A 25,967-nucleotide genomic window follows, 5' to 3' on the forward strand; every position below is an offset into this window, starting at 1 on the left:
AGTTCTTTTTCTTCTTGCCTTAACTTAATTTACCTTTAGTTAATCGTTGCTTTGACCTATTTCTGAAGTGGGTATTAGTAAAAAATCTCCTTTTTTAGGGGACAAGGAGCATATTTATGATAAAATTCGAAAAAAATATAAAATAAAACCATTGTTTGTGGCATTAGTTACATATATTATTTCTGTTGTTTTTGGTATAATCGGCTTAATTACTTGGGATTTTCAATTAATAGGTGTTATAATTGTATTGATGTTATTTATATTTCTAGGTTATCATTTTAAGTTGTACAAATATGAGTGATTGAAGAATCAATTATACCAAAAAAATTTCTTAAAGTTTTATGTAAAAGAGGTGTTGTGATGATAATTTTAAAAGGCAATTATGGTGATTATATGAAACTTCGGCCTGTATCAGTTAAAAAGATTTTCCTAGACGAGTCGATGTTGAGAAACAACAAAGATCCTGATATTTACGAAAAATATATTTATGAAGTGGAAGGAAGGTTCGGAAATTACAAATGGTTTAATAACGAGTTCAATTTGGAGGGAAGGGGTAATGGGAAATTAGATAAACTTACCTTTGATATAGAATATATCCCGTTGATATTGACAATCTTAAGGATTAATGCTTTTTTTAAATCGAAAAAGAAGAGTATGATTTCTGTGCTTGCTTCTGATCATGAAAACCAAACTTCGGAGATAATTGCAGAGGAGTCATTTATTTATTCTTTGAATGAAAGTAATAATTTATCATTTTTGTTTTTAAGAAAAATAGGTAAAGGCTTAATCGAACATCACTTAATTTTCACTAACGACTATGGAGATCATTTTGATATGTATATAGAAAGTGATCGCAAGAGTATAGAAAGTTTTTATAAAAATCTGTTGAACGAAACAAATAATTTTCGGGTAGCGATACTTCCAAATATTGCTCAGAAGATCTCTCCATTTTATGAAAAAATAATCGAGAAAATAGCGATCGTTAATTACGAAAATGTTTACAATATTACGGATGATTTTTTTACATTATATAATCTCAATCCAAAAGAATTTCTGAAAAATTCTGAACCTCGGCAAGAATTAGAAAGGTTTACAAATTATTTGTTTAATGGGAAAAATGAAGAAGAAGAAGATTATTATTTCGATGAAGATATAGACGATGTCGATATTGATTTTACTATAAAGAATATGGAAGATATAGAAGATGAGCTAAAAGATATTACAGATTTGCAAAACAGGGATCAGTTTTTAGGAAACTCTTATTACTATAATGAATCGTACGATTTGTTTATAGAAATGGAAGAAGAGTTTATGGATTTTATGGATCATATAATTTTTGATGAAAATTTGAAAAAGCAGGATAAAGAGTACTATTTAGAAAAAATAAAGAGAATGATCAACGAAGTTTCCTTAATATTCCAAGATTTAAAAGAAAAGAAAGAGTTTGAAAGAGAACTTTTATTAGATATGGTAAACGCTTATGGAATTGAGCAAATTACTGATAAAAAAGATTTAATTTCGGAAATTTTTGAAGAAATAGATATGACTACTGATCTAAATGAAATATATGAAATCTCAGAAGATAAGATCCTGAACGATTATAAAAATTGGTATAAAGATCTAATATTTAAGAAAGGTAAAAGTATGAAAGAAGTCATTAACAACTAATATCAAGAATAATACCCGTTTGGTGAGCCACCAAACGGGTATTATTTTGAGCCTCTCAAAATCCTAAATGCGTAAAGTATCGATCACTATAGTAATATGTAATATTTTAAAATATTTCTCCTTCTCCAAGCTTGTAGTCTACTAATTTTAATTTTCTTATTATGGGTATATCGTAAGGACATCTTTCTTCACATATACTACATTTTGTACAATCTTTGAAGGTCTTATTAAGTTTAGAATAAGCGGTTTTAGCTTCGTTTTGGTTTCCAAACCAGAATGCCAATCTTTCTCTCAGCGCATAATCTGGGGCCTCGTGAGGTTGGTAATCCCTCATTTGTCTGTCGTACCATCCCTCGTATTCAAACACTTTCATAATTTCTATATCTTCTGGGCAAGGCAAACATTTACCACATTGTCTACATACATAATTTCCAAGTTCGGGAGCTCGATAATACAGATTTTCTACAGATTTTTTAGGTAAAGGTTTAAAATTTTCAGCTATCTGAATGTCTTTTCTTAACATGTCTTCGGAGTTTGCTCCTACAACCATTACATCTAAATCCTGAGTCAAAGCATAGTTTAATGCATCGTAGGTAGACCTATAAAGATAACCATCTGCAAAAGCTTTCATGCCAACAATTCCCATGTTTTTTGATCTTGCAAAAGGAATGACTTCTTGATAGGTACTCGGGAAATTAAATATATCCAAGTAGTTAAAACCTGTCATTAGAACATCTAAGTCTACTGTTTTTATCAGTTTAAGTGCATAATTCCCCAAGCCGTGAAAAGATACACCCAATGCTCTTATAATCCCATCTTTTTTAGCTTGAAACAGATAATCTAAGGCTGAATCTTTTTTCAATAAGGCGTCGACATCTTCTTCAGTTGTAACATGGTGGAGAAACAAAATATCTAAATGATCGGTGTTTAGGTTCTTTAAAGTTCTTTCTACAAAATGTCGAGCATTTTTCTTATCTCGAGCATGGCATTTGCTAGCAAGAATTACTTGATCTCTTCTACCTTTCAAAGCGTATGAAATTTTCTTTTCAGATTCGCCATCTCCGTATTCAGCCGCAGTCTCAACGTAATTACCACCCGACATTAGATAAATATCCATTAATTTTGAAACAACATCCTGTGAGATTTCCAACATATGAAACCCACCCAAACCTAAAAGAGAAACCTCAAACCCAGTTTTACCAAGTACTTTTTTATTCATAAAGATCACCTCTATAATTTTGGATCAAGCTAATTCATTTTTGACTTGCTTTAAAAACAATCTTATAGGTATATGCTGTGGACATTCTGCTTCGCAATCACCACATTCCTCACAAATAGAGGCATCTATGCCTTGTTTGATCAAAGTTTGATATCTTTCTTTTGCCTCTGGTAAGTTATCAAATATGTAGCCTTCATTATATATACTAAAAATTGTAGGAATAGGTATACCGTTTTTACAAGGTACACAATAATTACATCCAGTACAATCTATCTTGGATTTACTCTTGTAAATATTTCTGACTTGTTCAATCGCCTTTAATTCTTTTTCACTTAAGGAATTTTGATCTGAATCATCTGCAGTTTTAAGATTTTCTATCACTTGTTCCATTGTGGACATCCCGCTCAGAACGGTAGTTACCTCAGGATGGTTCCACACCCATTTTAACGCCCAATAAGCCGGTGACTTGGTTTTATCTAAATTACTCAAGATTTCGAGAGCTTCTTGAGGTAATTTATTAGCCAATTTACCTCCTCTAATTGGTTCCATTATTATTACCGCCAAACCCTTTCTTTTAGCATACTTTAATCCTGCGATTCCTGCTTGGAAATGTGTATCAAGATAATTGTATTGTATTTGACAAAAATCCCAGTTATAAGAATCAACGATTTTTTTAAAAGTTTTGAAATCGTCGTGAAAAGAAAATCCGGCAAATTTTATTTTGCCTTTTCTTTTTGCTTCATCCAGAAAATTCAAAACGTCTAGATTGTAAATTTTACTCCATCTTTCTTTATCCAAAGAGTGTAAGAGATACATATCTATATATTCTGTATCAAGTTTTTTTAGCTGTTCATCTAAATATTTTTCAAAATCTTCATACTTATTTGCCAACCAAACAGGATTTTTGGTGGCTAAGTAAACCTTTTCCCTGTAGCCATCTTTTAAAGCTCTACCTACAAAGTATTCACTATTTCCTTGGTGGTAAGGATACGCGGTATCAACATAATTTAGACCATTATCAATAGCATATCTAAGCATTCTTGTTGCCTTTTCTTCATCAATTTTAGAAGGGTCTTCATTCAAAACAGGCAGTCTCATACATCCAAAACCCAACGCCGAAAGTTCTACATCGTACTTACCAAATTTTCTATATTTCAAAAGAGCACCCCCAGTATATTATTATGATTAATTGACTTTGAGATTAGTTTGATAAATAAACTTATTCTACTTTAATTATACCAAAAAAATTAAAAAAATTCTTTTACACAAAGTAGAAACAGTAAATTTTTTTATGTTATAATAAAATACAGTAGAAGTAATTGAAAAAAATTTCATACTTATCTCCGAGGAGGTTTTTAAATGCTATCGGAAGGCATACTCAACTTTTTTTCAAGTACTGGATTTATAAATCTTTCTTGGCCTCAAGTTTTTATGATACTTCTTGGATTGATTATTATCTATTTTGCTATATCTAAACATGCAGAACCACTACTTTTAATTCCATTGGGTTTTGGTATGGTTATAGCTAACATTCCCCCGGAATTAACAGGTATTCTTATGCCTCCTCAGAATGGTCAACCGGGCGGATTGTTGTGGTATATAAAATTGGGACTGGATACGGGGATCTATCCGCCATTGATTTTTTTGGGTATTGGAGCACTAACTGATTTTTCTTATTTGATTGCAAACCCAAAATTGATACTTCTCGGAGGAGCAGCACAAGTAGGGATATTTATTAGTTTTTTACTGGCAAGTTTTTTGGGATTTGATCTTCATTCTGCGGCGGCAATAGGTATTATTGGAGGTGCCGATGGTCCAACTTCTATATACATAGCTTCCAAATTTTCTCCTGATATATTGCCTGTCATAGCTGTTGCAGCCTATTCTTATATTTCACTTATTCCAGTACTACAGCCCTTTGTTTCAAAGTTATTTACCTCTAAGAGGGAAAGAAAAATAAGAATGAGAAGGTTAAGGGAAGTTTCTAAAAGAGAAAGAATCATTTTTCCTATAATAACAACTGTTGTAGTTTCTTTAATGGTTCCCCAATCTCTACCTTTAGTAGGAATGCTTATGTTGGGAAACTTGTTGAAAGAATCCGGGGTAACGGGTAGATTGGCCGAAGCAGCCTCTCGATATATTTTAGACACTGTAACAATACTTTTAATGTTATCGGTAGGGGTGTCGGCGACGGCTGATATATTTTTGTCATTGGTAACCTTAAAAATCATATTGTTAGGAGCAGTTGCGTTTATAGTTGCAATAGCAAGTGGAATAGGATTCGCAAAATTAATGAATTTGTTCGTTAAAGATAAAATTAATCCATTAATCGGTGCTGCAGGTGTTTCAGCGGTTCCTGATTCAGCTCGTGTAGCCCAACATATTGCTCAAGAGACCGATCCGGGTAACTTCATTTTAATGCATGCAATGGGACCAAACGTTTCAGGGGTAATAGGTTCAGCTATAGCTGCAGGTTTATTTTTAAGTATACTTTAATTTAGAGGAGGCATAATCAAATGCAAACTACTAAAAAACATTTTAAAGTGATAATAAATTATAACTATTGTAAAAAATGTGGTATCTGTTCTTGGATTTGCCCAGTAGATGCTATAATAGAACAAGAGTTTGGTAAGCCAGTTGTTCCAGATTCAGAAAAATGTACCGGATGTTTGCAATGTGAACGAATGTGCCCGGATTTTGCGATAAGTATTAAACAAATAGATCAATAAAAATGAATGCTCTTTTTAGAAGAGGTGAAATTAATGGGGAAAATGCTCTTTTTACAAGGAAACGAAGCGGTTGGAATGGCTGCTATAAAAGCAGGATGTCGTTTTTTTGCAGGTTATCCGATTACACCATCAACCGAAATAGCCGAATACATGTCTAGAGAATTGCCAAAAGTTGGAGGAACTTTTATACAGATGGAGGACGAGCTCGGAAGTGCAGCTGCTATAATAGGTGCTTCCCTTGCAGGTGTAAAATCCATGACTGCTACTAGTGGTCCCGGATTTTCACTTATGCAAGAGGCTTTAGGATACGCCATTATGACAGAGGTGCCCTGTGTGTTTGTTGATGTTATGAGAGGTGGTCCAAGCACAGGACTTCCTACCAAGCCTTCTCAAGGAGATATAATGCAGATACGGTGGGGAACTCATGGAGATCACCAAATTATTGCGATATATCCTTCTACAGTGGAAGAAGTTTATACATATACTGTCACAGCGTTCAATTATGCAGAAAAATACAGAACACCGGTTATTTTGGTGTTAGATGAAACTTTAGCACATATGAGAGAAAACGTGTATTTCGATTACGAGAAAGAGAATCCACAGATTGTCGAAAGATTAAAGGAAATTGATCTAGGAGAAGAAGAATTATTTTTACCTTTTGATTTAGAGGAACAATTTGCGGTAAATCCATTAGTTGAAATGGGAAAAACAAGATTTCATGTTTCTGGCCTAGTTCATGATGAAAGTGGCTTTCCCATAAGAGATCCAAACACCATATCAAAAGTGATAGAACATTTGGATTCAAAAATTAGATTATCTGCCGAGGATATTTCTATTTATAACGAATATATGCTACAAGATGCCGATATAGTAGTAGTTGCATATGGGAGCGTTGCTAGGAGTGCCTTGAAGGCGGTTAAACAAGCGAGATCAGATAAAATTCCTGTAGGCTTCTTTAAGCCTATCACTATTTGGCCCATGCCTACCTCAAGACTTAAATTAATATTTAAAAATGCTCAAAGTATAATCGTTCCAGAGATGAATACAGGCCAGTACGTTAAAGAGATGTCACGATTGAATAAATTGAACAAACATGTGGAATCTTTAACGAAAACTAGCGGTGAGTTGATTACACCCGATGAAATATTAGAAATAATTATGAAAATGTGGGTTCAGATTACGGAGATGTAAATAAAATGAATGTAAAATTGCCAGAAAAGTATCAACCAAAAATCAAGTCTGCTTATGTAAATCCAGGTATTACGCTTTTACTTGAAAACTTCACAAAAGAAGTTCTTTTTGATTTTGAAGTTATGATTAAAATTCATTTTGATCCATTCAAAGTACCAGATAATTTGTATAAATTCATAAAGATATGTAATTCATTCTCAATCTTCACGATAAAAAACATAGAAGAGACTAATTGCATCGAAGAACAAAAAGTAGAACTAAAAAGAATTCAAATGGAGATCGTAGTTGAAATTAATTACGAAACATTTCAAAAGGAGGAAAGCATAGTAGTATATGAGATAATTAAAAATTCTTCCACATTAGTAGGATCAATGCTTACAGATATCCTACTCAATTCCTCAAAAATAGCCAATGTCTTCAGGGCTTCTAAAATCATATTGGAAAAAAGTTATAAACCTGAAACGTCTATAGATGAAATGTTATATATAACTATGACAGCGATAACAGGCGGCTTTGCAGGAGGTTTTAATAGGGCTATCTTATTTGTTGAAGATAGTGGTGATTTCAAGGTCCATAGAGTTATTGGACCTGAAAGTGATAGAGAAGCTGACAAAACTTATGAAAAGTTTGAGACACTTGAGAGAAATATAGAATTATATTTGTCTCAGTATGAAGTTGGAATGAGTTATTTTTCAAATTTAGAAAAAAGGATAAAAGGTATTACTATTAAAAAAGAATTGTTAATAGATAATGATCTTTTTAAATACGCAATTGAATCGCATAGTACTATTAAATTACCTGTAAGTCGATTGGAGGAAAAGATAGTAAATTTACTTGATTTAAGGGGAGAAATAGCTATTTCACCAATAGAAATAGACAATGGAAGACTTGCTTTTTATCTTTGCGATAATAGATATAACGGGAAACCAATTACAGATGATCAACTGGAAATTTTAGATTATTATGCTAAAGAAAGTTGGATGATGTGGCAAAATAAAATTTATCAAAGTATCTTAAAAAAAGATGCTCAGATTGATCTGCTAACCAATATTGGAAACAGAAGAAGTTACGAAAATTACATTTCTTCTATAAAATATTTAAAAAATCAGAAAATAGCCTTAGTAATGGTGGATTTAGACGACTTCAAAGAGGTAAACGATTCCTACGGTCACGAAAAAGGAGACACACTCTTAAAAAAATTTGCGCAACTATGTGTTGATAATTTGAGAAAAAAAGATAGTATATTCAGATATGGTGGCGATGAGTTCGTAATAATTTTAGAAGGGGTTAAAAAAGAAGAGGTTTATTCTATTTTGAAAAGAATAAACCGTAAACTAAAACAAGAGATGAATGTCACTTTTTCTGCGGGAGTAGCGTATGGTAACAGCCATGAAATAGATTTACTTTTCAAAATTGCCGACCAAAATCTATACATGGCAAAAGGGCAAGGAAAAAATAAAATTATCATCAATTAAGATATTATACCGTCTATAATTGTCATTGCCCCTAAAAGGATAAATGCTACTCCAGCAATTTTGCTAAGTTTTTCTTCCGAAACGTTATTAGCGAATATTGCAGCCATTTTTGAACCTACAGCACCACCTACAACCGCGAAAGCTAACAAATCCCAAGGGATTGGGGCATACAACGCATGAGAAACAGCACCAGATAATGCTGTAAAAGCCATTATCAGAACAGAAGTTCCTACTGCAACGTGAATTTTGTATCTTAAAACCAGGGTAAGTATAAGAAGTATCATCACTCCGCCGCCTGCACCGACAAAACCAGCTATAAATCCGATTAACAAACCCCAAAGTATTGAGCTAGTAATTCTTTTGACATTATTTATATTTGGATCATTTTTATGTTTTTCTTGAATAGTTTGTATTCTTTGATGTAAAGGCTTCCTTATGAAATTTATACCGATTAATAAGATTGCAACTCCAGTAAATCCTCCTAATCCGGCTGAAGGAACATATGAAGAAATCCAAGTTCCAATTATAGCCCCCACAATTGCACTTATTGCCATCTGTAATCCCGATTTTAAATCAATATTTCCGTTTCTTCTATAAGTATTTGCTGCTACCAACGATGCCACCACATCCGTCGCTAAACTTATTCCTATAGCTTCAAAAGTTGGAATATCTAAAAAAGTTATTAAAACAGGTACAATTACCGCTGCAGCACTTGCTCCAATTATTCCTGTAACAGCTCCAGCGCCCCAACCGGCTAGAACTGAGATTATGTATTGACTTATCATATTTTTTTGACCTCCAAAAAAGTTTTTATAATGTCTTTAAAAACACTAAAACATGCATTTTGAAAATTAGTTTATTTCTAAAACGTCTATTTATTTAGCCTAATGCTACATCGAGGACCAGCATCAGCAAAAATCCAAAAATCAGTGAGAAAGTAGCCGTTCTTTCGTATCCGTGAGAATGTGTTTCTGGGATTATCTCATCGCTGATAACGTACAGCATAGCCCCTCCCGCAAATGAAAGAAAAAAAGGTAAGGCTGGTTTCATTAAGACCACTAAAGATGCCCCAAGTAAACCTCCTATAGGTTCGACTAATCCTGTCAAAAAACTCCAAAAGAAACTTTGTTTTCTTGAATAATTTGCTTTAATTAAAGAGAAAGCTGTCGCTGTCCCTTCTGGAATATTTTGTAGTCCTATAGCAACTGCTACAGTAATACCATTAGCAATCATTCCACCACCAAAACTCACCCCTACAGCCATTCCTTCCGGAAAGTTATGGAGTGCTATTGCGATAACGAACAACCATATCTTCTTTAAACGGGCTAACTCAGGTCCTTCATGTCCCTTTAAAAAATGTTCATGAGGGGAGAAGGTATCCATTAATTCAATAGTAAGTGCGCCGAGAAATATCCCTAAAATAGTTATTAATATTCCACCCGTGTCTAAAGATGGAATTATAAGTGAAAAAACAGTAGCTGCGAGCATAACACCGGCAGCAAATCCTAAAAACATATCTAAATTTTTTTCGCTTAACTCTTTTTTGAAAAACAATACTGGAATAGCTCCAATTGAAGTAGCAAGACCAGCGATCAGACTTGCTAGAGTTCCAAATATCCATATTTGAGAACTGGTTAATTCGTTCATCTTAGCCCTCCTTGTAGGTTGTTTTTTTAGTTTTGTGAATTTAGTGAAGAATATTAATTTCAAAAGCTGATTAATATTCTTTCAGGAAGAAGCTTTTTATCCCACAACAATTCTTAATTATAATATCTCTGTTTTGTGCAGATATTACAACCGATATAACTTTAAGTTAGAATTACGATTGCAACTTCTTGTTATATTTGATATAATTTAATGATTCTTCGGGGAAGGCTAGGGGGTGAAAGGGAGAAATCTGTACGGGGTATTGACTAAATTTTTGTACCTTTAAAAAAAACACTTGATTTATGTTATAATAAAAAATAATCAACAGGTTAAAGATCATTTATTAGGAGGAATCACATGGCTAACGATCAAAAACAAAAAAGGGGTAATAGCTTTAATTTCATAATCATAACATTAATTTTCTTTGCTGGGTTAGCTATTTTTCAATTTTTTATGTACAGAAATCTTCAGCCTCAGTTTCAAGTAATATCAAGAGATATTACATTTACTATTTACGAAGACCTTTCCGTGGATTTTGCAACCAAAGTAGAAATACTAACAGAAAACGAGAGAGATTACGAAACCTTGGTAGAAGGGTTTAACACCCCCGATGAAGAAAAGCTTTCTCTTTTTCAACAATCTTTGGATAATTTAAAAGAACAAATCCCAAGAGATTTTGTGGTTTTATCTTATGAGTCAACCGTAAATTCCAATTCTCCAAGGATTTATGTGAATGAAACGGTTAAATTGGAAGGGTTGGTTTATAGAAATGATAGAGGAAATATTGAATTTTCTCTTCCTGGACAACTTTTAAGTGCTCAGAATGAGGAAGTGACTGTAAGTATTCATTATCCTTATGGTTGGGAAGTCTTAAGTGTAAATCCTACTCCCACTTATATAGACCAGAATGTTATAGGCTATTCCTACACTGGGGCATTAGGTTATCCCACGATAGAATTCCAATCTAAATAGACTATCGTAAAAATGGGGGAATTGTAATGGTTATTTTATATTTATTAGTTGTCCTTTCTCTCACAATATCAATTGTTAATATTTTTCTTATGATCCGTTTAGGGCGTTTTTTGCAAGAAAATAACGAGACAGGGGAAAAATATGAAAATTTTGAGGAAGAAAAAAACCTTTTCTTAGCAAGATTTCAAAAGATAACCTCCACAAGGTTAAGGGCTTTAGATAATAAAATAGAATTGGTTGATCAACTTATGAAAGATTTAGATGATGCTTATGCTAAAACTTTTTCATTGTTGACAGATTTAGAAAGGAAATTAGATTCGTATAAGAGACAAGAAATTGAAACTAAAGTCCAAAACACAAAAAACTTAGAAGATCAAAAGGATAATAAAAATCAAAAAGAGACAGTTGAAAAAGACGATAGACTAAGGGTTTACGAGCTTTCAAGAAAATTAAATATATCAAGTAAAAAGTTGGTTGATTTTATTAACACAAATACCGATTTGGATGTTTCTAACCATTTGGTAAAGTTGACACCAGAAGAAGAAAAAATGATATTTGAAAAAATCAAAGAAGTTCCCAACATCTCGTCAAAGAAAGAAAATATTCCATCAAATATCGATATGGCTAAAGATAAAAATATAAATATAAGTAAAGATAATGCTAACTATAAATACGACAAAACTGAAAAAATTCTTGATTTGTCCAAAAATGGCTATACCCCTCAAGAGATAGCTAAGGAATTGAAAATTGGTGTAGGTGAGATAATGCTTGTTCTAAGTTTGTTTAATAATAAGGAGAAATAAAGATGAATCTTTCTTTCTTAAAAGAGTCAGGCAAAATTTGAACTTTTCCTATTGTTGATAGAATTTCAGCCGTTTTTTTTACAGTAAATTCACTGGTTTCGAACAAGAGATATTTAGATTTTAAAAGGTGAGAATATTTAGATATCTTTTTAAAAAAACTTTGACCATCGTATCCCCCATCAAGGGAAATTCTAGGCTCATATTTTAAAAAACGATTTTGTTCTATAAAAGAAGTTTCCACATATGGAGGATTTGAAATTATCAATTCTACTTCTTCAATGTCTTTCAAAAATGGATCTAAGCAATCACCAATTTTAAATTCAACATTGACACCTAATCTCTGAGCGTTGTATTGAGCTACTTTTATCGCAGCTTCTGAAATATCAGAAGCCTGAACCTTAATTTTTGGGGTTTGCTTTTTTATTGAGATTGCTATCACACCAGAACCTGTCCCTATATCAATTACATGTTTTATATTTTTATTTTTTATAAGATTGACTGCTAATATTACTAAATCTTCAGTTTCTATCCTAGGTATTAGTACATTTTCATCTACAAAAAACTCATTTCCTAAAAAAAGAACTTTTTTGGTAATGTATTCTATAGGATACCCTTCTTTAAGATGTTTAAGTAAAAAATCGAAAGTTTGGTGAGAAATTTCTACTTCTGAGTCTTTTAAATAAAACGATACATCTTTATCTTCAATTTTTGATAATATTTTTAATACACGAAAGGGGGAGATTTTAAACTCCCCCTGAATTTTACTTACTAACTCTGTTATCTTCATTATCTTACCTCAAATTCCCAAAAGATTTCTAACTTCTTCACTCGCCATCTGCGGATCCCAAGGGGGATCAAAGGTAAGTTCGATATCTACATCGTTGATTTGTTCTATTTCTTTTACCTTCTCTTTTGCATTTTCAATTATTAAACCGGCCAAAGGGCACATTGGGGTGGTTAATGTCATCAATATGTGAACGTTATTGTTCTCATCTATATCTACCTTGTATATCAAACCTAATGAAACGATATCGAATCCAATTTCCATATCATAAACCTCTTTCAGAGCATTTATGATTTTATCTTTTTCTATATCAGGCATGAGTAAGCCTCCTTCAAAACATATCAGAATTGAGAATTATTGAAGATTCTTCTTGAAATTTTTGGAATTCAGTTGGTAAAACTTTATCAAAATATTCTTGAGCTTTTTTGTCTTTTAAGTTAAAAATTATTTGGTCTTTTGCTTCTTCAAAAGTTAACTGTTTTTCTGGGTATTTTCGTTCTATTTTTAAAAGAGCATATGTACCGTTTTGCGAATCATACAAAAGAGGCGTTGTAATAAATCCTGGAGGATTGCTTTTTACAGTTTGTACAATCGAATTTGAATCATCTTTAAGATTTATTCTCATAGAGGTAGCTGAATCAGTTTGTTCAAATACTTCATCATATGTGTAATAACCTTCAATAATACGATTGTATGTGTAAGAAGCGTCTTCTGTGCTATTGAATATAATTAGCTTTATATCAGCTGCAGGATCAGATTTATAGATGGCTTTGTTATTTTGATATTCCTTTGCAATTTCTTCGTCGGTTACTTCTGCCTCTTGAACAATTTTAGTATAAAGCGCAGCTATAGAATTATTGTATAATGTTGAATAATACGCATCTTCTAAATAATTTGTTTTTGAAGTGTAACCTAAGGCGAGAAGATAATCTTCTATTTCTTCGTCAGGTATTCCAACGTCTTTAAAGGCTTTTGAAAAGTTTTCTTCGATGTTATTCCACGTTTGTTTGCGTTGTAAATCTATGTTTTTTTGTTCGACGAATTGTATAAAAAGAACTTGATTGACTATTTTTAAAGCTTGATCTTCTAAATATGTATTCATGAGTTCAACACCTGTAGCTGTTCTTGTTAAAACAGAATAAAACTCGGGATAAGAATTATAAATATCTGACAAAAGGTAAACTATTTGAGATCTTGATATTAATAGTTCTTCATTAAGTGTTTCTTCATTAACTTTTGCAAAGGTTGCTTGCTCCAATGGTTGATAGATTATTTTTGGATAAAGAATAGTTGAAATTAGAAATACAAAAAATAACAATAGTTGAGCTTTTTTCGTCAAGATATTTGCCTCCTCATAAAATTCCTTCTTCGATGAATCTCTTAATAGGATTAAATGTTTTTCTATGCTCTGATATTATACCATACTTTTTTATGCTTTCAATGTGTTTCCTGGTAGGATAGCCTTTGTGGTTTATAAAGCCATAATTAGGATATATTTCATGTAGTTGATTCATATATATATCTCTTTCGTATTTTGCTACAATAGATGCAGCTCCTATTAAAGGAGATATTTGATCGCCTTTGATTATGCATTCGTAGTTATAATCAAGTTTGAAGAACTTTCCATCGATGATTGAATAATAATCGTTCAGATTTTTTCCCACCACTTTTTGCAATAATTTCATAATTGCTAGTTCAGTCGCCTTGAATATATTTATTTGATCTATTAAATCTGAAGTTGAAAAATTACTATAATATTTAAAATTTTTCGTTATTTGAAAGTATCTTCTCTCTCTTTCTTTTGAAGATAACGATTTTGAATCTCTTCCAATTTTTGCTAATAATTCGCATTCTTTTTTTGATTCTATAACAACAGCCCCCACAAAAACAGGCCCAGCTAATGGGCCTCTTCCAGCTTCATCTATACCAATTATTTTTTTGTACTTATTTAACAAAGCTATTTCAATATTTTCTTGCATATTATCCACCTTTGAAACATACTTTTACTCTTTTTCGTAAGGAACCCCGTCGGCAGCGGGTGCTCTTGTTCTTCCAACAAATCCTCCAACTACGATTATAGTCAAAACGAAAGGCAATAAATTTAGTAAAGCTTTGATTTCTGAAGGAAGAACCATCAAAGTTTGAAGTTGAATATTCATAGCTTCTGCAGCTCCGAAAAGCAAAGCTGCCCACATTGTACCAATAGGATTCCAATTTCCTAATATCATGGCTGCCAAAGCAATGAAGCCTTTTCCGGCTGGCATCTGTTCTTGAAACTGTCCTATATCACCTAGGGCTAGATACATCCCTCCTAATGCAGCGAGCACTCCACTCATTAAAACTCCAAAGTATCTTATCGCCTTAACGTTCACACCTAACGTATCCGCAGCCCTTGGATTTTCACCTACAGAGCGCATTCTTAAACCTAAAGGAGTCTTGTAAAGTAAAAACCACGATCCGATGATGACTACTATAGCAATGTAAAAGAAGGAACTGATTTCTCCGAAGATTTCTCCAATGAAAGGAATATTTTGAATTGCCTCTATTTTTACCGTTGGGATTTTAGCAACAAAGTCTGTTTGACCTTCTTGGCCAAAAATAGGTTTCATTAGAAAACCAGTGAACCCTTGAGCAATCAGAATCAAAGCTGTAGCAGAAACAATTTGATTTGCTGCCCATTCTATGGAAACATAAGCATGAAAGAAGGCCAAAATTAAACCTCCAATCATACCTAAAATTAATCCAATCCAAGGGTTCCCAGTAAGAAAAGTAACAGCCACCCCGATGAAGGCTCCTAATTTCATTATACCTTCTAAAGCAATATTTGTTACGCCGGTTATTTCACTGTAAACTCCTCCAATTCCAGCAAAAATCAATGGTAATGCAGAAAGAATCGTTAATTTATAAAATAAAGGTGAAGCAAAAGCAGTAAATATAGCTTCAAACCAATTCATTCTTCTTCACCACCTTGAATTGTTTTTGGTGATTTTTTCTTTCCAAGTTGAGTAGCTTTCATGATCCAGGTTCTTATGATTCTATCTGCAGCGACAAAGTATATTATTATTCCTTGTATAACAACAATAATATCATCTGGTACCCCTATAGTTTGCATTGCATTTGAACCAGATCTCAGGGAGGAGATGAGGAAAGCAGCAAAAATAATCCCTATAGGATTGTTTTGACCGATCAATGCAATAGTTATTCCATCAAAACCTCTATCGCTTGTGAATGCTCCAAAAATCCTATGATGGACAGACATGACTTCTAAAGCCCCAGCCAAGCCAGCCAAAGCTCCTGAAATAGCCATTGTTAGTAATATATTTTTACTTATCGATATACCTCCATATTCTGCTGCATATGGATTGAAACCTACGGCTTTAACTTCGTAGCCGGTTGTTGTTTTCTCCAGTATTATATAAATAGCAATTGCAGCGACTATGGCTATTAAGATACTAGAGGGAATTGTAGATGCTTGGACTGTTAATAGCGCAGGAAGTTGAGCACTTTGTGCAATTTCAGGGGATTTTGGAACACCTGCGCCTACAGCAAATGGTCCGGCTACCAGATAATTGGTAATATGATAAGCTATCCAGTTCAACATTATGGTACTTATAACTTCATGAGCACCAGTTTTAGCTTTAAGCCAACCGGCTATAGATGCCCAAAAGGCTCCTCCAGCCATACCAGCAACAATGGTCAAAGGTATTGCAACAGCAGAGGGGACATTGCCTAAGTTCAGTCCTACCGCTACCGCCATTATCCCTCCCATGGCCATTTGACCTTCAGCACCTATATTGAAAACTCCAGCTCGAAATCCAAAGCCAACTGCTAAACCAGTAAGTAACAAACTAGTCATTTTTGTTATATTGTCAGCCCAGGAAAGCCTGCTGCCAACCGCTCCTTTAATCATGGCTCCATAGGCTTTTAAAGGATTTTGACCTATGGCTAATATTATAATTGCTGCAATTAAAAGTGAAACTACAACTGCTAAAAAAGGTACTAGAAAAGACATCCATCTTGATTTCATAAGTTTTGAGGAAGAAGTCACTTTATTAGCGCCTCCTATTTATAGACTTTTAATTTCTCCAGCCTCTTCCATTAATTTTACTTCATCCAAACTCTTTCCTGCCATCATTAAACCGATCTCTTCTATTGTTAATTGACCATTTTCAAATTCACCCATAGATTTTCCTTCATACATAACCATTATTCTATCAGATAAAGACAAGATTTCTTCGAGTTCCATGGATATCAGTAAAATAGCCACTCCTTCTTGTCTCAAATGTATCAATTCTTTGTGGACGTATTCTATTGCTCCTACGTCTAATCCTCGTGTAGGTTGGGAAACGACTATAAATTTAGGTGAAGTGCCAATTTCTCGCGCAATGATAACTTTTTGTTGGTTTCCACCAGATAAGTTTCCTGTATATATATCAATCTCAGGTGGTCTAACATCAAACTTCTCTATGAGGTCTTTCGAAAAATCTCTTATATCATCAAGTTTTAGGAATCCTCTTTCTGAAAATTGTGGTTTGTCATGAGAACCTAAAATTAGATTAAAATAATTTGGGAATTCATGAACCATTCCTCTTTTTTGTCTGTCTTCAGGTACATGAGCTATGCCTAGCTCCCTTAATTCTTTTACAGATAAATTTGTAACCTCTTTACCTTGGAAATAGAACTTACCACTTTCGATTTTTCTAAGGCCAGTTAAGGCCTCTGCAAGTTCAGACTGTCCATTTCCTGCAACTCCAGCTATTCCTAGAATCTGGTTTTTTCTAACTTCAAAGTTAAGGCCTCTTACAGCATCTAACTTTCTATTGTCTTTTATCCACAAGTTTTCAACTTTCACTAGTACTTCTCCAGGTTCTATTCTTGGTCGATCTATACTTAGAACAACTTCTCTTCCAACCATCATATTTGCCAATTCTGTTTCGTTTGTGTCCGAAGTCTTTACGTTACCAGTAACCTTTCCAAGTCTCATAACGGTGATATTGTCGCTTATCTCTAACACTTCTTTCAATTTGTGACTTATAAAAATAATCGTCTTACCATCTTTTCTTAAACTTCTTAGTATTTCAAATAGCTCTTGGGTTTCCTGAGGGGTCAAGACGGCAGTAGGTTCGTCGAGTATTAATATGTCTGCGCCTCTATAAAGCGTTTTAATTATCTCCACTCTCTGCTGCATGCCTACAGGAATATCTTCGATTTTTGCCTCTACATCAACCTTGAGTCCATACTTTTCAGACAGTTCCTTTACGTCTTTTTTTGCTTTTTTAAAATTAAAAGTAATGCCCCTTTTGGGTTCACTTCCTAAAACAACGTTTTCCGCAACTGATAAATTTTCAACGAGCATAAAATGTTGATGAACCATCCCTATACCATTATCTATAGCATCAGAAGGACCTTTGATATCAACTTTTTTTCCTTTTATATAAATCTCACCGCTAGTAGGTTGGTATAAACCATAAAGTTGATTCATCAAAGTAGTTTTTCCGGCACCATTTTCACCTATTAATGCATGTATTTCGCCTTTTTTTACTTTAAATGTGACTCTATCGTTTGCAACTACCCTTGGGAATACTTTAGTTATCTCTTTCATGTATACTGCATAATCATTTAACTCTTCTTGAATATTCTCAGTTTGAGGCATCTGTAACCTCCTTTCAACTTTAGAAATAAAGGTTTTAATAAACTTTAAAAAAATAGTCTACAAAATAGGCGGGATTTTATCCCGCCTCATATTGGAATAAATAAGATATCTTAATATTAGAATGGAAAAACTATATTACTTGCATTGAAAGAACCTAATTCAGCTTCGTTTTGAGGAATATTGATTTTTCCTTCCTTAGCCAGGGATTGTAAATATGCTAATTCTGCTATAACTTCGTTTGGTATAAGTCCCTTGGTGTATTTCATTGGAGAGATTCCAACACCGTCATCAACTATTCCTAAGTTGTTGTGTCCTGCTTGAAAATATCTAGCTGACAAAGCTGAGTTAATACCTTCAAAAGTAGCTACATCGATCTTTTTCGTAATACTGAGTAATACGTAACCTGGTGCCATATAATCTTGATCCACGTCCACTCCAATGGCAAAGTAACCTTCACCTTTTTCATAATATTTATCTATAACCTGTTGTAAAGGAGCATCCGCTGGTAAACCATAGAAAGACATTCCGGTTTCTTTTGCAGCATCGATGACGCCATTTCCTGTTGCACCAGCACATGCGAAGACTATATCTGCACCGTTGTCATACTGAGAAAGGGTTAACTGTTTCCCTTTTGCTGGATCTTCAAAACTGGCAGCGTAACCGATTAAAACTTGAACATTTGTACCATGAATTTGGTTGTAGGCTTCAACTCCTGCTCTGTAACCTATTTCGTATCTTTTGACTGGAGGAATTTCCAAACCACCAACAAAACCTATTTTTCCTGTTTTGGTCATGGCAGCAGCGACGTACCCGCCTAAGAATCCTGCTTCATGTTCTTTAAAGGTGTAAAGGGCTAAATTGTTTGGAATCGTTTGACCTGGAGATGGCTCTATATCTATTCCTATAAAAAATGTATCGGGATATTGAGCAGCGATATTAAATAAAGCATCTGCCATCATAAATCCAACCCCAATTACTACATCTCCTCTTTGAGCGGCGTTGGTTAAATTTGGAATGTAATCAGTTTGTTCCTTGGATATAATTATTTCTCCTTCAACATTAGGAAGTTGTTCCATAGCCATTTGTACTCCTGCCCAAGTGCCATCGTTGAATGACTTATCTCCTAAACCGCCAACATCAGTTACCATAACAACTTTGAGAGCAAAAGAACTTACAAACATTAAACTAATTAAACTAAAAACTAGCAACTTTTTCATGTTTTTCTACCTCCTTTAGGTAAATTTATTTGTTCCTTTGATAGTGTAAGTATCTCAAAAACAGAAGTGAAGTTAAAATTAACAAAATTATTCCGAAAATATAGTTGATAGTGTAATCAACAGTGTGGATAATAGGATATCCAGTTTGACTGAAAACTTCAAGCGGAGTTACTTTTATAAAACTAAGAATGCTTAGGAAATACATGGATATTAAAGAAATATATTTTACGAATTTCTCTTCAAAAATTACAAGAATCGTTAAACTTAAGAAAAACAAAAGAAAGATTTTCGTACCAAAAACAGTGTTATAGGCTTTTAAATTTATTTTGTCGACCTTTTCAACGTCAAAAAAAGAATATAAAGTTGGCAACAATGGATCAATGAGATCAGTAGATCGTAGGAGTTGGTTTGAAGTATCCATGAATTTCGATTCGAATTCGGCATCTGAAAATTTTAAAACATCATGAACTTGAACCTTTAACGTATCTACCTCATTATAAATATTCCTTTCGGTAATTTCTGATGAGTTCACAAAATCAGTAACCTCTTTTGAAAAGTCAAGCGGTATACCTCGATAATTTTCTACTTTGTCAATTTTCAAGCCGTCCCTATTCGTTTGAACGGATGAACCTTGTAGATTTGATAAAACTTGTGAATTCAAAAGATCATCCAAAAAGGATGCAAAAGTCGATCTATAAAAAGTATTAACCTTGGAATATTCACTTCCTAAGTGGGAGTTCAAACTGGATATAGTTTTATGTAAAGGAGCGTGTGGGTAAGCAACAACATCGTTCAATAGCTGGGTTTCGAAAGTAGAGTTATCAAACTGAGTATTTTTTTCCATCAAAAGATCATAAGAATAGTATGATGGGACGAACAGAGTAAGCAGCACTAAAAAAAAGATAGAAAAGTTTATAACTTTTTCTGTAAACTTAATCTTTTTTCCGATACTTTTGAAGAGCAAAACGGCTAAAAACAAAAACACAAAAGTTACTATATAACTTCCATAGATGAAAGAAGATACTGTATCTTTTATCGGATTGTAGAATGCTAAAAGGTATACAAATTCAACTCCAAATATGCTTAAGACTGTTACCCAAAGATATTTTCTTAAAAATAAGAATGTTACAAGAATCAAAGCGGCATAAATGATAATTCTTATAAAAGAAATATTAACCCCATGCCTTCCTTCCTCAATAAACATTTGGGTAACTTGTTGTATTTGTTCGTTGGTTTCATTTATTAGTGAATTGACATAATTGTAAGAGAGTTGATCTATGGCAATTTGGAGTGGTCTTCCCGTTGTGCCTGATTGAGCAAGTTGTTGAATACCATGTTCCAAACTCTCTTTATTTTCTAATATTATCTTATTGTATTCAGGGTTAGTTTCTCCTTCATATATGTAAAATCTTTTATCTAAGATTTCTGCGTCAGATTCAAACCTTTGAATATCTGTAAATGGAGCGGTATCAACAATTCCTAAAGAATATATAATAACATTGCCGAAGTAAGTTAAAGCATCATTCTCTAAAGATCTTGTATAATCTTGAACAGTAGCAAAATAGGCGGGCATCGATCTTATCATTTCTTGAGTAATTTGTTCACCCGAAAGATCTGATTGCACATACACTAAAAACCCGGCCAAAGCCAATTTTTCTTCGATTGTTGTAAATTGAGACTGAACATTGTCGTATATCTGAGATAGATAAGTTTGGACATTTGTAGGCCTATCAACGTATTCGGCGCTACCTATCATTTGAGTTCTATAAAATCTATATAAGCCTAGATTACTAAGTTCTTGAAAAAAAGAATCGAATTCTTCGTTTGAAACACTTCCCTCTTCATTGTAGGTCTGAATAAGAGTCGTAAAAAGATCTCCAACCGCTTCAACATCGATCGTAAAAGCTGTTAAAGAAAAAATGACTGTAATTAATAAAATGGCTAATTTCTTCATCTCTATCCTCCAAATCATTATAATGTATTGTAAAGCAATAAATATAGATTGATTTTATTATAACATTTTTTTTTTAATTGTTCAACAAGAGAATTTCTGAATTATACTTGGTTATTAGCCATTATTTCTATTTAAAAGCGATTACAGTAAGTTAAGAGCTTTTTCACTGAGAAATTAAAATAATTAAATGTTGATTGAAAAAATGTGATGTGGTAAAATAATTCTATAAATTGCTTATATGAGGAGAGATTCCTTTCCTAACTTATGTATTTTGTGTTCTCCTACCTGCTACCAGATATTCATTTGTTCATATTTAATTTATTCTACCCGTACTTTTTAGAAAAGAACCTTAAATTTTTTATCTCACATAGTAACTCATTCTTAAGGATGGCTTTCTACGAAACATTTAATCATATTTTTATTTCTATGTCAACATCAATTAGAGGTGTTTAGATCTAATTAGAGTTATTCTAAGTCATTTATTTTTGATTAAAATTAAAAAACTTAACTTTTCTTAATTTATATAAATAAAAAATTTAAAAAGGGTGTAGTTTTTCCTACACCCCTTTTGTATGTTCGCTTAATTACATTACTATTCTGAAACATTCGTTCCATTTATCTGGACGGCTCAAAAGAAAACAAAAATTATTTCATGAGCTTCTTTTGTAATTATATTATGAAGTTAGGAGTTATAAAAATACTTCAATATCCTCTACCCTAACAGCTTTGTATGGGCTTACTTCCAGGGTTCCTTCATGGGATAATTCCTTAAGCTTATCGTGCAATTCTCTATCCCAATCGGTACCCACTACTTTCCAATTTTCTTCATATTCTGGGGTAAGCACACCATTTTTTACTTCTATTATATACTTTTCTATGAGTTTTCTAAGATCTCCTCCGCTTATAGCCGAAAAGTCAGGATGATCTTCGGTTCTGCCAAGAAGCTTTGGCAGTTGTTCTCCTTTTTCAAATATTGGACCATAGGTCAAAAGTTGGGTATTTGCTCTATAATTGTTGACTGCCAATGTTAATACATCGTTACCTTGTATAGGTGTACCATCGATTTTTCTTAAATTTACTATCCTCTGACCCACTGGTTTTGAAACATCGATCTCGTAATAAACCCCTTTAAACATATCATAATTATAACCCGGAATTTTTTGGTTGAAAGAAATAGTTAAATCTCCAGGTTGGTATTGATTGTAATAAGAAGCCGACCATTCCATATATTTCTTCAACTGCTTTCCTGTTATTTCTAGTACATACAAAGTATTGTCGTATCTATAAATTAAAGAAATGTCTGATCTTTTTATAGGACCTTCTTTTATATTTGCATCCGATCTAAAAGCTGCAGAAGCTGATAGATCTATTTTTTCACCTATCACTTGTTCCCCATAATACATTTGAACGGAATTTATCAAATCTATCATAGCGGTGGGTTGTATGTATACTTGTGGGATACCTTTTATTTCATCTGGAGGAACTAAAGGTCCGCCTTTTAATTCTCCTATTATCTCGTTAGCATAGTCTAAAGCCTTATAATGAAAAGGTTGAAGCTTTTTCTCCAATTCACTGTCTGGTGGTACTGTTCCAGTAGCAGCTTTTACATCGTAATTAGCGGAACTTTTATCAACTATTACGTACTTATCTCCTTCCTTCTGGAGTTCCAATACCACTTGTGATAACGTCTGCCCCCATTTTCCGGGTTCCACAATTAAAGTTCCGTTGAGCTTCACTTCTTGCGTAATGTCATTTTTTTGTTCATCAATAATCTTACCATTAAATACTTTATACAACTTTCCATTATAATAGTAAGTTTCAGCTATTTTTTCATGGAAATGACCCGCAATAACAACATCTAAATCAGGTGTCGCCTCTAGAATATCTATAACCCCAGAACCATAGGTCCCATATTCTTCTTCGATTCCCATATGAAAAGCTCCCACAATCACGTCAACTTGTCCTTTTAATTGTGCAACTGCTACTCTCACCTCATCCACAGGATCAACCACAATGTAATCCTGCAAATTTGCAGCGTCCCATTTTACTATGTTAGGAGTAACCATACCTATTATTCCAACTTTTATTCCATTCCCTGTGGTAACTATTTTATAAGGGGCAGCTAACCTTGTTCCATCGGGATTATAAACATTGCCACACAAAACACTATTAGGATTATCATCCACTGGCATGAATTGTCTCATAATCTTTTTAAGTGTTGGGACCCCATAGTTAAACTCATGATTACCTAAAACCCATGCATCATAACCTATTTCATTCATAGCAAAAATCATGGGATGTATGGCATCTTCTAAAAAAATGTTTGAAAGGTTTTCTTGGATTGTATCTCCATTGTCAATCAATATAGTTCCTTCAGGATTTTCACTTCTCGACTCATTTATGATCGAATAGACTTGTGCAATACTTCCACTATAATTAGGTTGGTTTAAGGCATAATCATAAGGTAAAAAGCGTCCATGCAAATCTGAAGTTGCTAAGATTTGTACTTCTATCGTCTCAGCAAAAAACAACGAGAATACACTCAAAAGCAACACCAACGCTAAAATAGCTCTTTTTAACATAAAATCACCCCTTTGCATTAAGTTTTTCACTAAAAAAGAAGTTAAAAAAAACGAAATACCAAACAAGAGTTAAAAGTGCTACTTAAAATGAATCTAAAAGGGGTGTAGTTTTTTCTTACACCCCTTTTTGTTTGTTTACTTAACTTGATCTAATTCTATCAATCTCTCTTGGGAAGTATAATCTTCTATAGTTCCCAAGTGAGCAATGTATTCACGTAAAGCATCCGCATCTCTAAAGTATGTATCATAACCAGGTTTACCTGCAAGCATTGTGTAACCGTCTCCACCCGAAGCCATATAGTTGTTGGTAACAACCTTATAAGTTCTGTTCAAATCTATAGGCTCACCGTTTATTTTTACGTTTGTAGCTTTTCCACCTTTTATTTCTGCCGTTAGACCTGCAACATGTAACTTAGCACCCTGGCCATCAGGAATTTTAGCAGCATAATTTAAAACATCCATTATGTCTTTCCCAGTCAACTCTAAAACGTACAATGTGTTTCCAAAAGGTAAAACAGTCAATATGTCTCTGTAGGTTATATCTCCTGCTTCAATAGAAGCTCTTATCCCGCCACCGTTCATTAAAGCAACATCCGCACCTGTTTTCCAAATCATACTATCCGTTATAAGGTTGCTTAGATTCGTTTCATCACTTCTAGCATGTTCCCCATCGAGATATACTTTTGTTTCTTCAACAACCTCATTCAAAGCCTCTGATCCAAGTTGATAAAAAGCATCTGTAAACATTTTTATGAAAGGATCTTCGGGGATATCAGATGTTAGTGGAATTACTTCTCCTCTCCAATCTACTATCCTACCATCATCGATCCATAAATCTATTCTCCCAATGTTCTCTGCGTTATCACCAGCTTGTGCTACTATAACATTATTAATTACTACAGGTGTTTCTAACAAGGTGTGAGTATGCCCGTCTATTATAATATCTACTCCAGATATATTTTCAGCTAACTCATCTGAGGTAGTGAACTCAACAGGCAAGTAGGGTCTTCTTCCATCTGCATAATAACCTAAGTGTCCAAGGACTATAACTACATTAGCTTTTTCTTGGACTATTGGAAGATATTTCTTTAAAGTCTCTTCTGCATCCACAATTGTATTCTCGCCTAAATAAATTGGTTCTAAAACTTTCGTTTGTTCAGTAACAAGACCTATAATTCCAACTGAGAAATCACCATAGTCTTTTATGATGTACGGTTCAAAAATTGGTCCTCCATGTTTTTCATCGACAAAATTTGCTCCTAAGAATGGAAATTGTGCTACTTCATATTGTTTCTCAAGCACTTCAAAAGGTTTATCGAATTCGTGATTACCCAAAACCATAGCATCCAAACCCATATAATGTAAAGCCAAAAAGTCAGGAACTGCATCCAACTGATCAGATTCTGGAATCCCTGTATTTACATCACCAGCATGTAGAAAAAGTACTGCTCCACCTTCCTTAGCCACTTCTTCTCTTGCTTGATTTATCAGGGTAGCTGCCCTGGCAAATCCTCCACCATCTTCCGTTCCCCACACATGTGCGTGAGTATCGTTCATGTGGAAAATTACTAAGTGATTAGGCCCTGCAAATACAGATAAAACTAAAACCATAACAACTAAAATGCCTAAGACTCTTTTCATTTTGTTCCCCTCCTTTTTTACCTTTATTAGACACTTTAGAAATTCTAAAACATGCATTGTAACCAACTCTTAATACCTTTAATATTATACTTTTGCCTCCTCACTGTATAATTTATTCGATACCACATTTTTATTATCTCGTAAGCAGGTCATTCAATTGTCATTATACGGTAACTCTTCTCAACTGTACTTCGATTTCGTCTACTCTGATTATATGAAAGAACATTCCGAATTTAAGTATCTCCTCGATTTAATCGATATGATCGATTGGACCGTTGTCCCGGATTTCAATAATAAGATGGGCAGAACAGGGTACTCCCGTCGGGCTTTACTTAAAGCTATCTTCGTTCAGAAAGTTAAGGGGTTTACAGTAAGGGAGTTGATTCACTTCCTTAAGAGTAACCCTTCCTTCGCTAAATGCATCGGTTTCGA

23 protein-coding genes are annotated in these 25,967 nt (G+C 33.6%); 8 read left to right on the top strand and 15 right to left on the bottom strand.

Annotated elements, in window-relative coordinates; genetic code table 11:
* Positions 1 to 360: 360 nt before the first annotated feature.
* The gene (locus ACW9JY_RS08360; protein WP_103077835.1) at positions 361 to 1,668 is read left to right on the top strand and encodes a hypothetical protein; all 1,308 of its coding nucleotides are present in this window, start codon (positions 361 to 363) and stop codon (positions 1,666 to 1,668) included.
* Positions 1,669 to 1,774: 106 nt separating this feature from the next.
* Here the strand turns inward: ACW9JY_RS08360 and ACW9JY_RS08365 are convergent, their stop codons facing one another.
* Both ACW9JY_RS08365 and ACW9JY_RS08370 read right to left on the bottom strand, forming a co-directional pair.
* Positions 1,775 to 2,887 (bottom strand): aldo/keto reductase, encoded by a 1,113-nt coding sequence (locus ACW9JY_RS08365; RefSeq protein WP_457284000.1) that lies wholly within the window; start codon positions 2,885 to 2,887, stop codon positions 1,775 to 1,777.
* A 24-nt stretch (positions 2,888 to 2,911) separates the two neighbouring features.
* Positions 2,912 to 4,045 (bottom strand): aldo/keto reductase, encoded by a 1,134-nt coding sequence (locus ACW9JY_RS08370; RefSeq protein WP_103077837.1) that lies wholly within the window; start codon positions 4,043 to 4,045, stop codon positions 2,912 to 2,914.
* 201 nt (positions 4,046 to 4,246) lie between these two features.
* Here ACW9JY_RS08370 and ACW9JY_RS08375 point away from each other — a divergent pair, with 201 nt between their 5' ends.
* From ACW9JY_RS08375 to ACW9JY_RS08390, 4 genes are read left to right on the top strand one after another with little or no spacing between them, the layout of a single operon-like run.
* Positions 4,247 to 5,383, top strand: coding sequence for a sodium ion-translocating decarboxylase subunit beta (locus ACW9JY_RS08375; protein ID WP_457284001.1), 1,137 nt, complete (start codon positions 4,247 to 4,249; stop codon positions 5,381 to 5,383).
* Positions 5,384 to 5,403: 20 nt separating this feature from the next.
* Positions 5,404 to 5,616 (top strand): 4Fe-4S dicluster domain-containing protein, encoded by a 213-nt coding sequence (locus tag ACW9JY_RS08380; RefSeq protein WP_103077839.1) that lies wholly within the window; start codon positions 5,404 to 5,406, stop codon positions 5,614 to 5,616.
* Positions 5,617 to 5,649: 33 nt separating this feature from the next.
* Positions 5,650 to 6,807 carry a 2-oxoacid:acceptor oxidoreductase subunit alpha gene (locus ACW9JY_RS08385; protein ID WP_457284002.1) on the top strand — a complete coding sequence of 386 codons (1,158 nt, stop codon included), beginning with the start codon at positions 5,650 to 5,652 and terminating at the stop codon, positions 6,805 to 6,807.
* Entirely contained in the window at positions 6,783 to 8,282 is a 1,500-nt protein-coding gene (locus tag ACW9JY_RS08390) for a GGDEF domain-containing protein (protein WP_457284003.1), read from the top strand. The genes ACW9JY_RS08385 and ACW9JY_RS08390 overlap by 25 nt, the downstream gene beginning before the upstream one ends.
* On the opposite strand, the gene ACW9JY_RS08395 is transcribed toward ACW9JY_RS08390, so the two are convergent.
* Both ACW9JY_RS08395 and ACW9JY_RS08400 read right to left on the bottom strand, forming a co-directional pair.
* On the bottom strand, positions 8,279 to 9,067 hold the full coding sequence (locus tag ACW9JY_RS08395; RefSeq protein WP_457284004.1) for a sulfite exporter TauE/SafE family protein: 789 nt from the start codon (positions 9,065 to 9,067) through the stop codon (positions 8,279 to 8,281). The genes ACW9JY_RS08390 and ACW9JY_RS08395 overlap by 4 nt on opposite strands.
* Before the next feature lie 94 nt (positions 9,068 to 9,161).
* On the bottom strand, positions 9,162 to 9,929 hold the full coding sequence (locus tag ACW9JY_RS08400) for a ZIP family metal transporter (RefSeq protein WP_103065462.1): 768 nt from the start codon (positions 9,927 to 9,929) through the stop codon (positions 9,162 to 9,164).
* 357 nt (positions 9,930 to 10,286) lie between these two features.
* Between ACW9JY_RS08400 and ACW9JY_RS08405 the strand changes: the two genes are divergently transcribed.
* Together ACW9JY_RS08405 and ACW9JY_RS08410 are read left to right on the top strand one after the other, a co-directional pair.
* Positions 10,287 to 10,901 carry a DUF4897 domain-containing protein gene (locus ACW9JY_RS08405; RefSeq protein ID WP_103079015.1) on the top strand — a complete coding sequence of 205 codons (615 nt, stop codon included), beginning with the start codon at positions 10,287 to 10,289 and terminating at the stop codon, positions 10,899 to 10,901.
* 26 nt (positions 10,902 to 10,927) lie between these two features.
* On the top strand, positions 10,928 to 11,704 hold the full coding sequence (locus tag ACW9JY_RS08410) for a DUF6115 domain-containing protein (RefSeq protein WP_457284005.1): 777 nt from the start codon (positions 10,928 to 10,930) through the stop codon (positions 11,702 to 11,704).
* On the opposite strand, the gene ACW9JY_RS08415 is transcribed toward ACW9JY_RS08410, so the two are convergent.
* From ACW9JY_RS08415 to ACW9JY_RS08465, 11 genes are all read right to left on the bottom strand, one after another.
* Complete coding sequence (locus ACW9JY_RS08415; RefSeq protein WP_457284006.1) at positions 11,685 to 12,491, bottom strand: HemK/PrmC family methyltransferase; 807 nt, start codon at positions 12,489 to 12,491, stop codon at positions 11,685 to 11,687. The two genes, ACW9JY_RS08410 and ACW9JY_RS08415, sit on opposite strands and share 20 nt — an antisense overlap.
* Positions 12,492 to 12,500: 9 nt before the next feature.
* Positions 12,501 to 12,806: a metal-sulfur cluster assembly factor gene (locus tag ACW9JY_RS08420; protein WP_012209465.1), complete on the bottom strand. Its 306-nt coding sequence runs from the start codon at positions 12,804 to 12,806 to the stop codon at positions 12,501 to 12,503.
* A gap of 13 nt (positions 12,807 to 12,819) precedes the next feature.
* A complete protein-coding gene (locus ACW9JY_RS08425; RefSeq protein WP_103079018.1) occupies positions 12,820 to 13,827 on the bottom strand; it encodes a peptidyl-prolyl cis-trans isomerase in 1,008 nt (335 codons plus the stop codon).
* Positions 13,828 to 13,840: 13 nt separating this feature from the next.
* Positions 13,841 to 14,467 carry a ribonuclease HII gene (locus ACW9JY_RS08430; protein ID WP_103079019.1) on the bottom strand — a complete coding sequence of 209 codons (627 nt, stop codon included), beginning with the start codon at positions 14,465 to 14,467 and terminating at the stop codon, positions 13,841 to 13,843.
* A 24-nt stretch (positions 14,468 to 14,491) separates the two neighbouring features.
* Positions 14,492 to 15,442 carry an ABC transporter permease gene (locus tag ACW9JY_RS08435; protein ID WP_103077847.1) on the bottom strand — a complete coding sequence of 317 codons (951 nt, stop codon included), beginning with the start codon at positions 15,440 to 15,442 and terminating at the stop codon, positions 14,492 to 14,494.
* A complete protein-coding gene (locus tag ACW9JY_RS08440) occupies positions 15,439 to 16,515 on the bottom strand; it encodes an ABC transporter permease (protein WP_457284011.1) in 1,077 nt (358 codons plus the stop codon). The genes ACW9JY_RS08435 and ACW9JY_RS08440 overlap by 4 nt, the downstream gene beginning before the upstream one ends.
* 39 nt (positions 16,516 to 16,554) lie before the next feature.
* The gene (locus ACW9JY_RS08445; RefSeq protein ID WP_103077848.1) at positions 16,555 to 18,141 is read right to left on the bottom strand and encodes an ABC transporter ATP-binding protein; all 1,587 of its coding nucleotides are present in this window, start codon (positions 18,139 to 18,141) and stop codon (positions 16,555 to 16,557) included.
* A gap of 116 nt (positions 18,142 to 18,257) precedes the next feature.
* Positions 18,258 to 19,358: a BMP family lipoprotein gene (locus ACW9JY_RS08450; protein WP_103077849.1), complete on the bottom strand. Its 1,101-nt coding sequence runs from the start codon at positions 19,356 to 19,358 to the stop codon at positions 18,258 to 18,260.
* 25 nt (positions 19,359 to 19,383) lie between these two features.
* A complete protein-coding gene (locus tag ACW9JY_RS08455; RefSeq protein ID WP_457284007.1) occupies positions 19,384 to 21,312 on the bottom strand; it encodes a hypothetical protein in 1,929 nt (642 codons plus the stop codon).
* Positions 21,313 to 22,001: 689 nt separating this feature from the next.
* Positions 22,002 to 23,894 carry a 5'-nucleotidase C-terminal domain-containing protein gene (locus tag ACW9JY_RS08460; RefSeq protein ID WP_457284008.1) on the bottom strand — a complete coding sequence of 631 codons (1,893 nt, stop codon included), beginning with the start codon at positions 23,892 to 23,894 and terminating at the stop codon, positions 22,002 to 22,004.
* Positions 23,895 to 24,029: 135 nt separating this feature from the next.
* A complete protein-coding gene (locus tag ACW9JY_RS08465) occupies positions 24,030 to 25,535 on the bottom strand; it encodes a 5'-nucleotidase C-terminal domain-containing protein (RefSeq protein WP_457284009.1) in 1,506 nt (501 codons plus the stop codon).
* Between the two features lie 157 nt (positions 25,536 to 25,692).
* Here ACW9JY_RS08465 and ACW9JY_RS08470 point away from each other — a divergent pair.
* Positions 25,693 to 25,967, top strand: a 275-nt coding sequence (locus ACW9JY_RS08470; RefSeq protein WP_457284010.1) for a transposase, incomplete at its 3' end; no start/stop codon positions are given.

The organism is Petrotoga sp. DB-2 (genome assembly GCF_054051725.1).

Coding starts and splice junctions, on each gene's coding strand:
- ACW9JY_RS08400 (WP_103065462.1), bottom strand. CDS start 9,929: ATGAACGAATTAACCAGTTCTCAAATATGGATATTTGGAACTCTAGCA.
- ACW9JY_RS08365 (WP_457284000.1), bottom strand. CDS start 2,887: ATGAATAAAAAAGTACTTGGTAAAACTGGGTTTGAGGTTTCTCTTTTA.
- ACW9JY_RS08450 (WP_103077849.1), bottom strand. CDS start 19,358: ATGAAAAAGTTGCTAGTTTTTAGTTTAATTAGTTTAATGTTTGTAAGT.
- ACW9JY_RS08435 (WP_103077847.1), bottom strand. CDS start 15,442: ATGAATTGGTTTGAAGCTATATTTACTGCTTTTGCTTCACCTTTATTT.
- ACW9JY_RS08420 (WP_012209465.1), bottom strand. CDS start 12,806: ATGCCTGATATAGAAAAAGATAAAATCATAAATGCTCTGAAAGAGGTT.
- ACW9JY_RS08465 (WP_457284009.1), bottom strand. CDS start 25,535: ATGAAAAGAGTCTTAGGCATTTTAGTTGTTATGGTTTTAGTTTTATCT.
- ACW9JY_RS08405 (WP_103079015.1), top strand. CDS start 10,287: ATGGCTAACGATCAAAAACAAAAAAGGGGTAATAGCTTTAATTTCATA.
- ACW9JY_RS08375 (WP_457284001.1), top strand. CDS start 4,247: ATGCTATCGGAAGGCATACTCAACTTTTTTTCAAGTACTGGATTTATA.
- ACW9JY_RS08395 (WP_457284004.1), bottom strand. CDS start 9,067: ATGATAAGTCAATACATAATCTCAGTTCTAGCCGGTTGGGGCGCTGGA.
- ACW9JY_RS08445 (WP_103077848.1), bottom strand. CDS start 18,141: ATGCCTCAAACTGAGAATATTCAAGAAGAGTTAAATGATTATGCAGTA.
- ACW9JY_RS08415 (WP_457284006.1), bottom strand. CDS start 12,491: ATGAAGATAACAGAGTTAGTAAGTAAAATTCAGGGGGAGTTTAAAATC.
- ACW9JY_RS08360 (WP_103077835.1), top strand. CDS start 361: ATGATAATTTTAAAAGGCAATTATGGTGATTATATGAAACTTCGGCCT.
- ACW9JY_RS08380 (WP_103077839.1), top strand. CDS start 5,404: ATGCAAACTACTAAAAAACATTTTAAAGTGATAATAAATTATAACTAT.
- ACW9JY_RS08385 (WP_457284002.1), top strand. CDS start 5,650: ATGGGGAAAATGCTCTTTTTACAAGGAAACGAAGCGGTTGGAATGGCT.
- ACW9JY_RS08430 (WP_103079019.1), bottom strand. CDS start 14,467: ATGCAAGAAAATATTGAAATAGCTTTGTTAAATAAGTACAAAAAAATA.
- ACW9JY_RS08460 (WP_457284008.1), bottom strand. CDS start 23,894: ATGTTAAAAAGAGCTATTTTAGCGTTGGTGTTGCTTTTGAGTGTATTC.
- ACW9JY_RS08440 (WP_457284011.1), bottom strand. CDS start 16,515: ATGAAATCAAGATGGATGTCTTTTCTAGTACCTTTTTTAGCAGTTGTA.
- ACW9JY_RS08410 (WP_457284005.1), top strand. CDS start 10,928: ATGGTTATTTTATATTTATTAGTTGTCCTTTCTCTCACAATATCAATT.
- ACW9JY_RS08455 (WP_457284007.1), bottom strand. CDS start 21,312: ATGAAGAAATTAGCCATTTTATTAATTACAGTCATTTTTTCTTTAACA.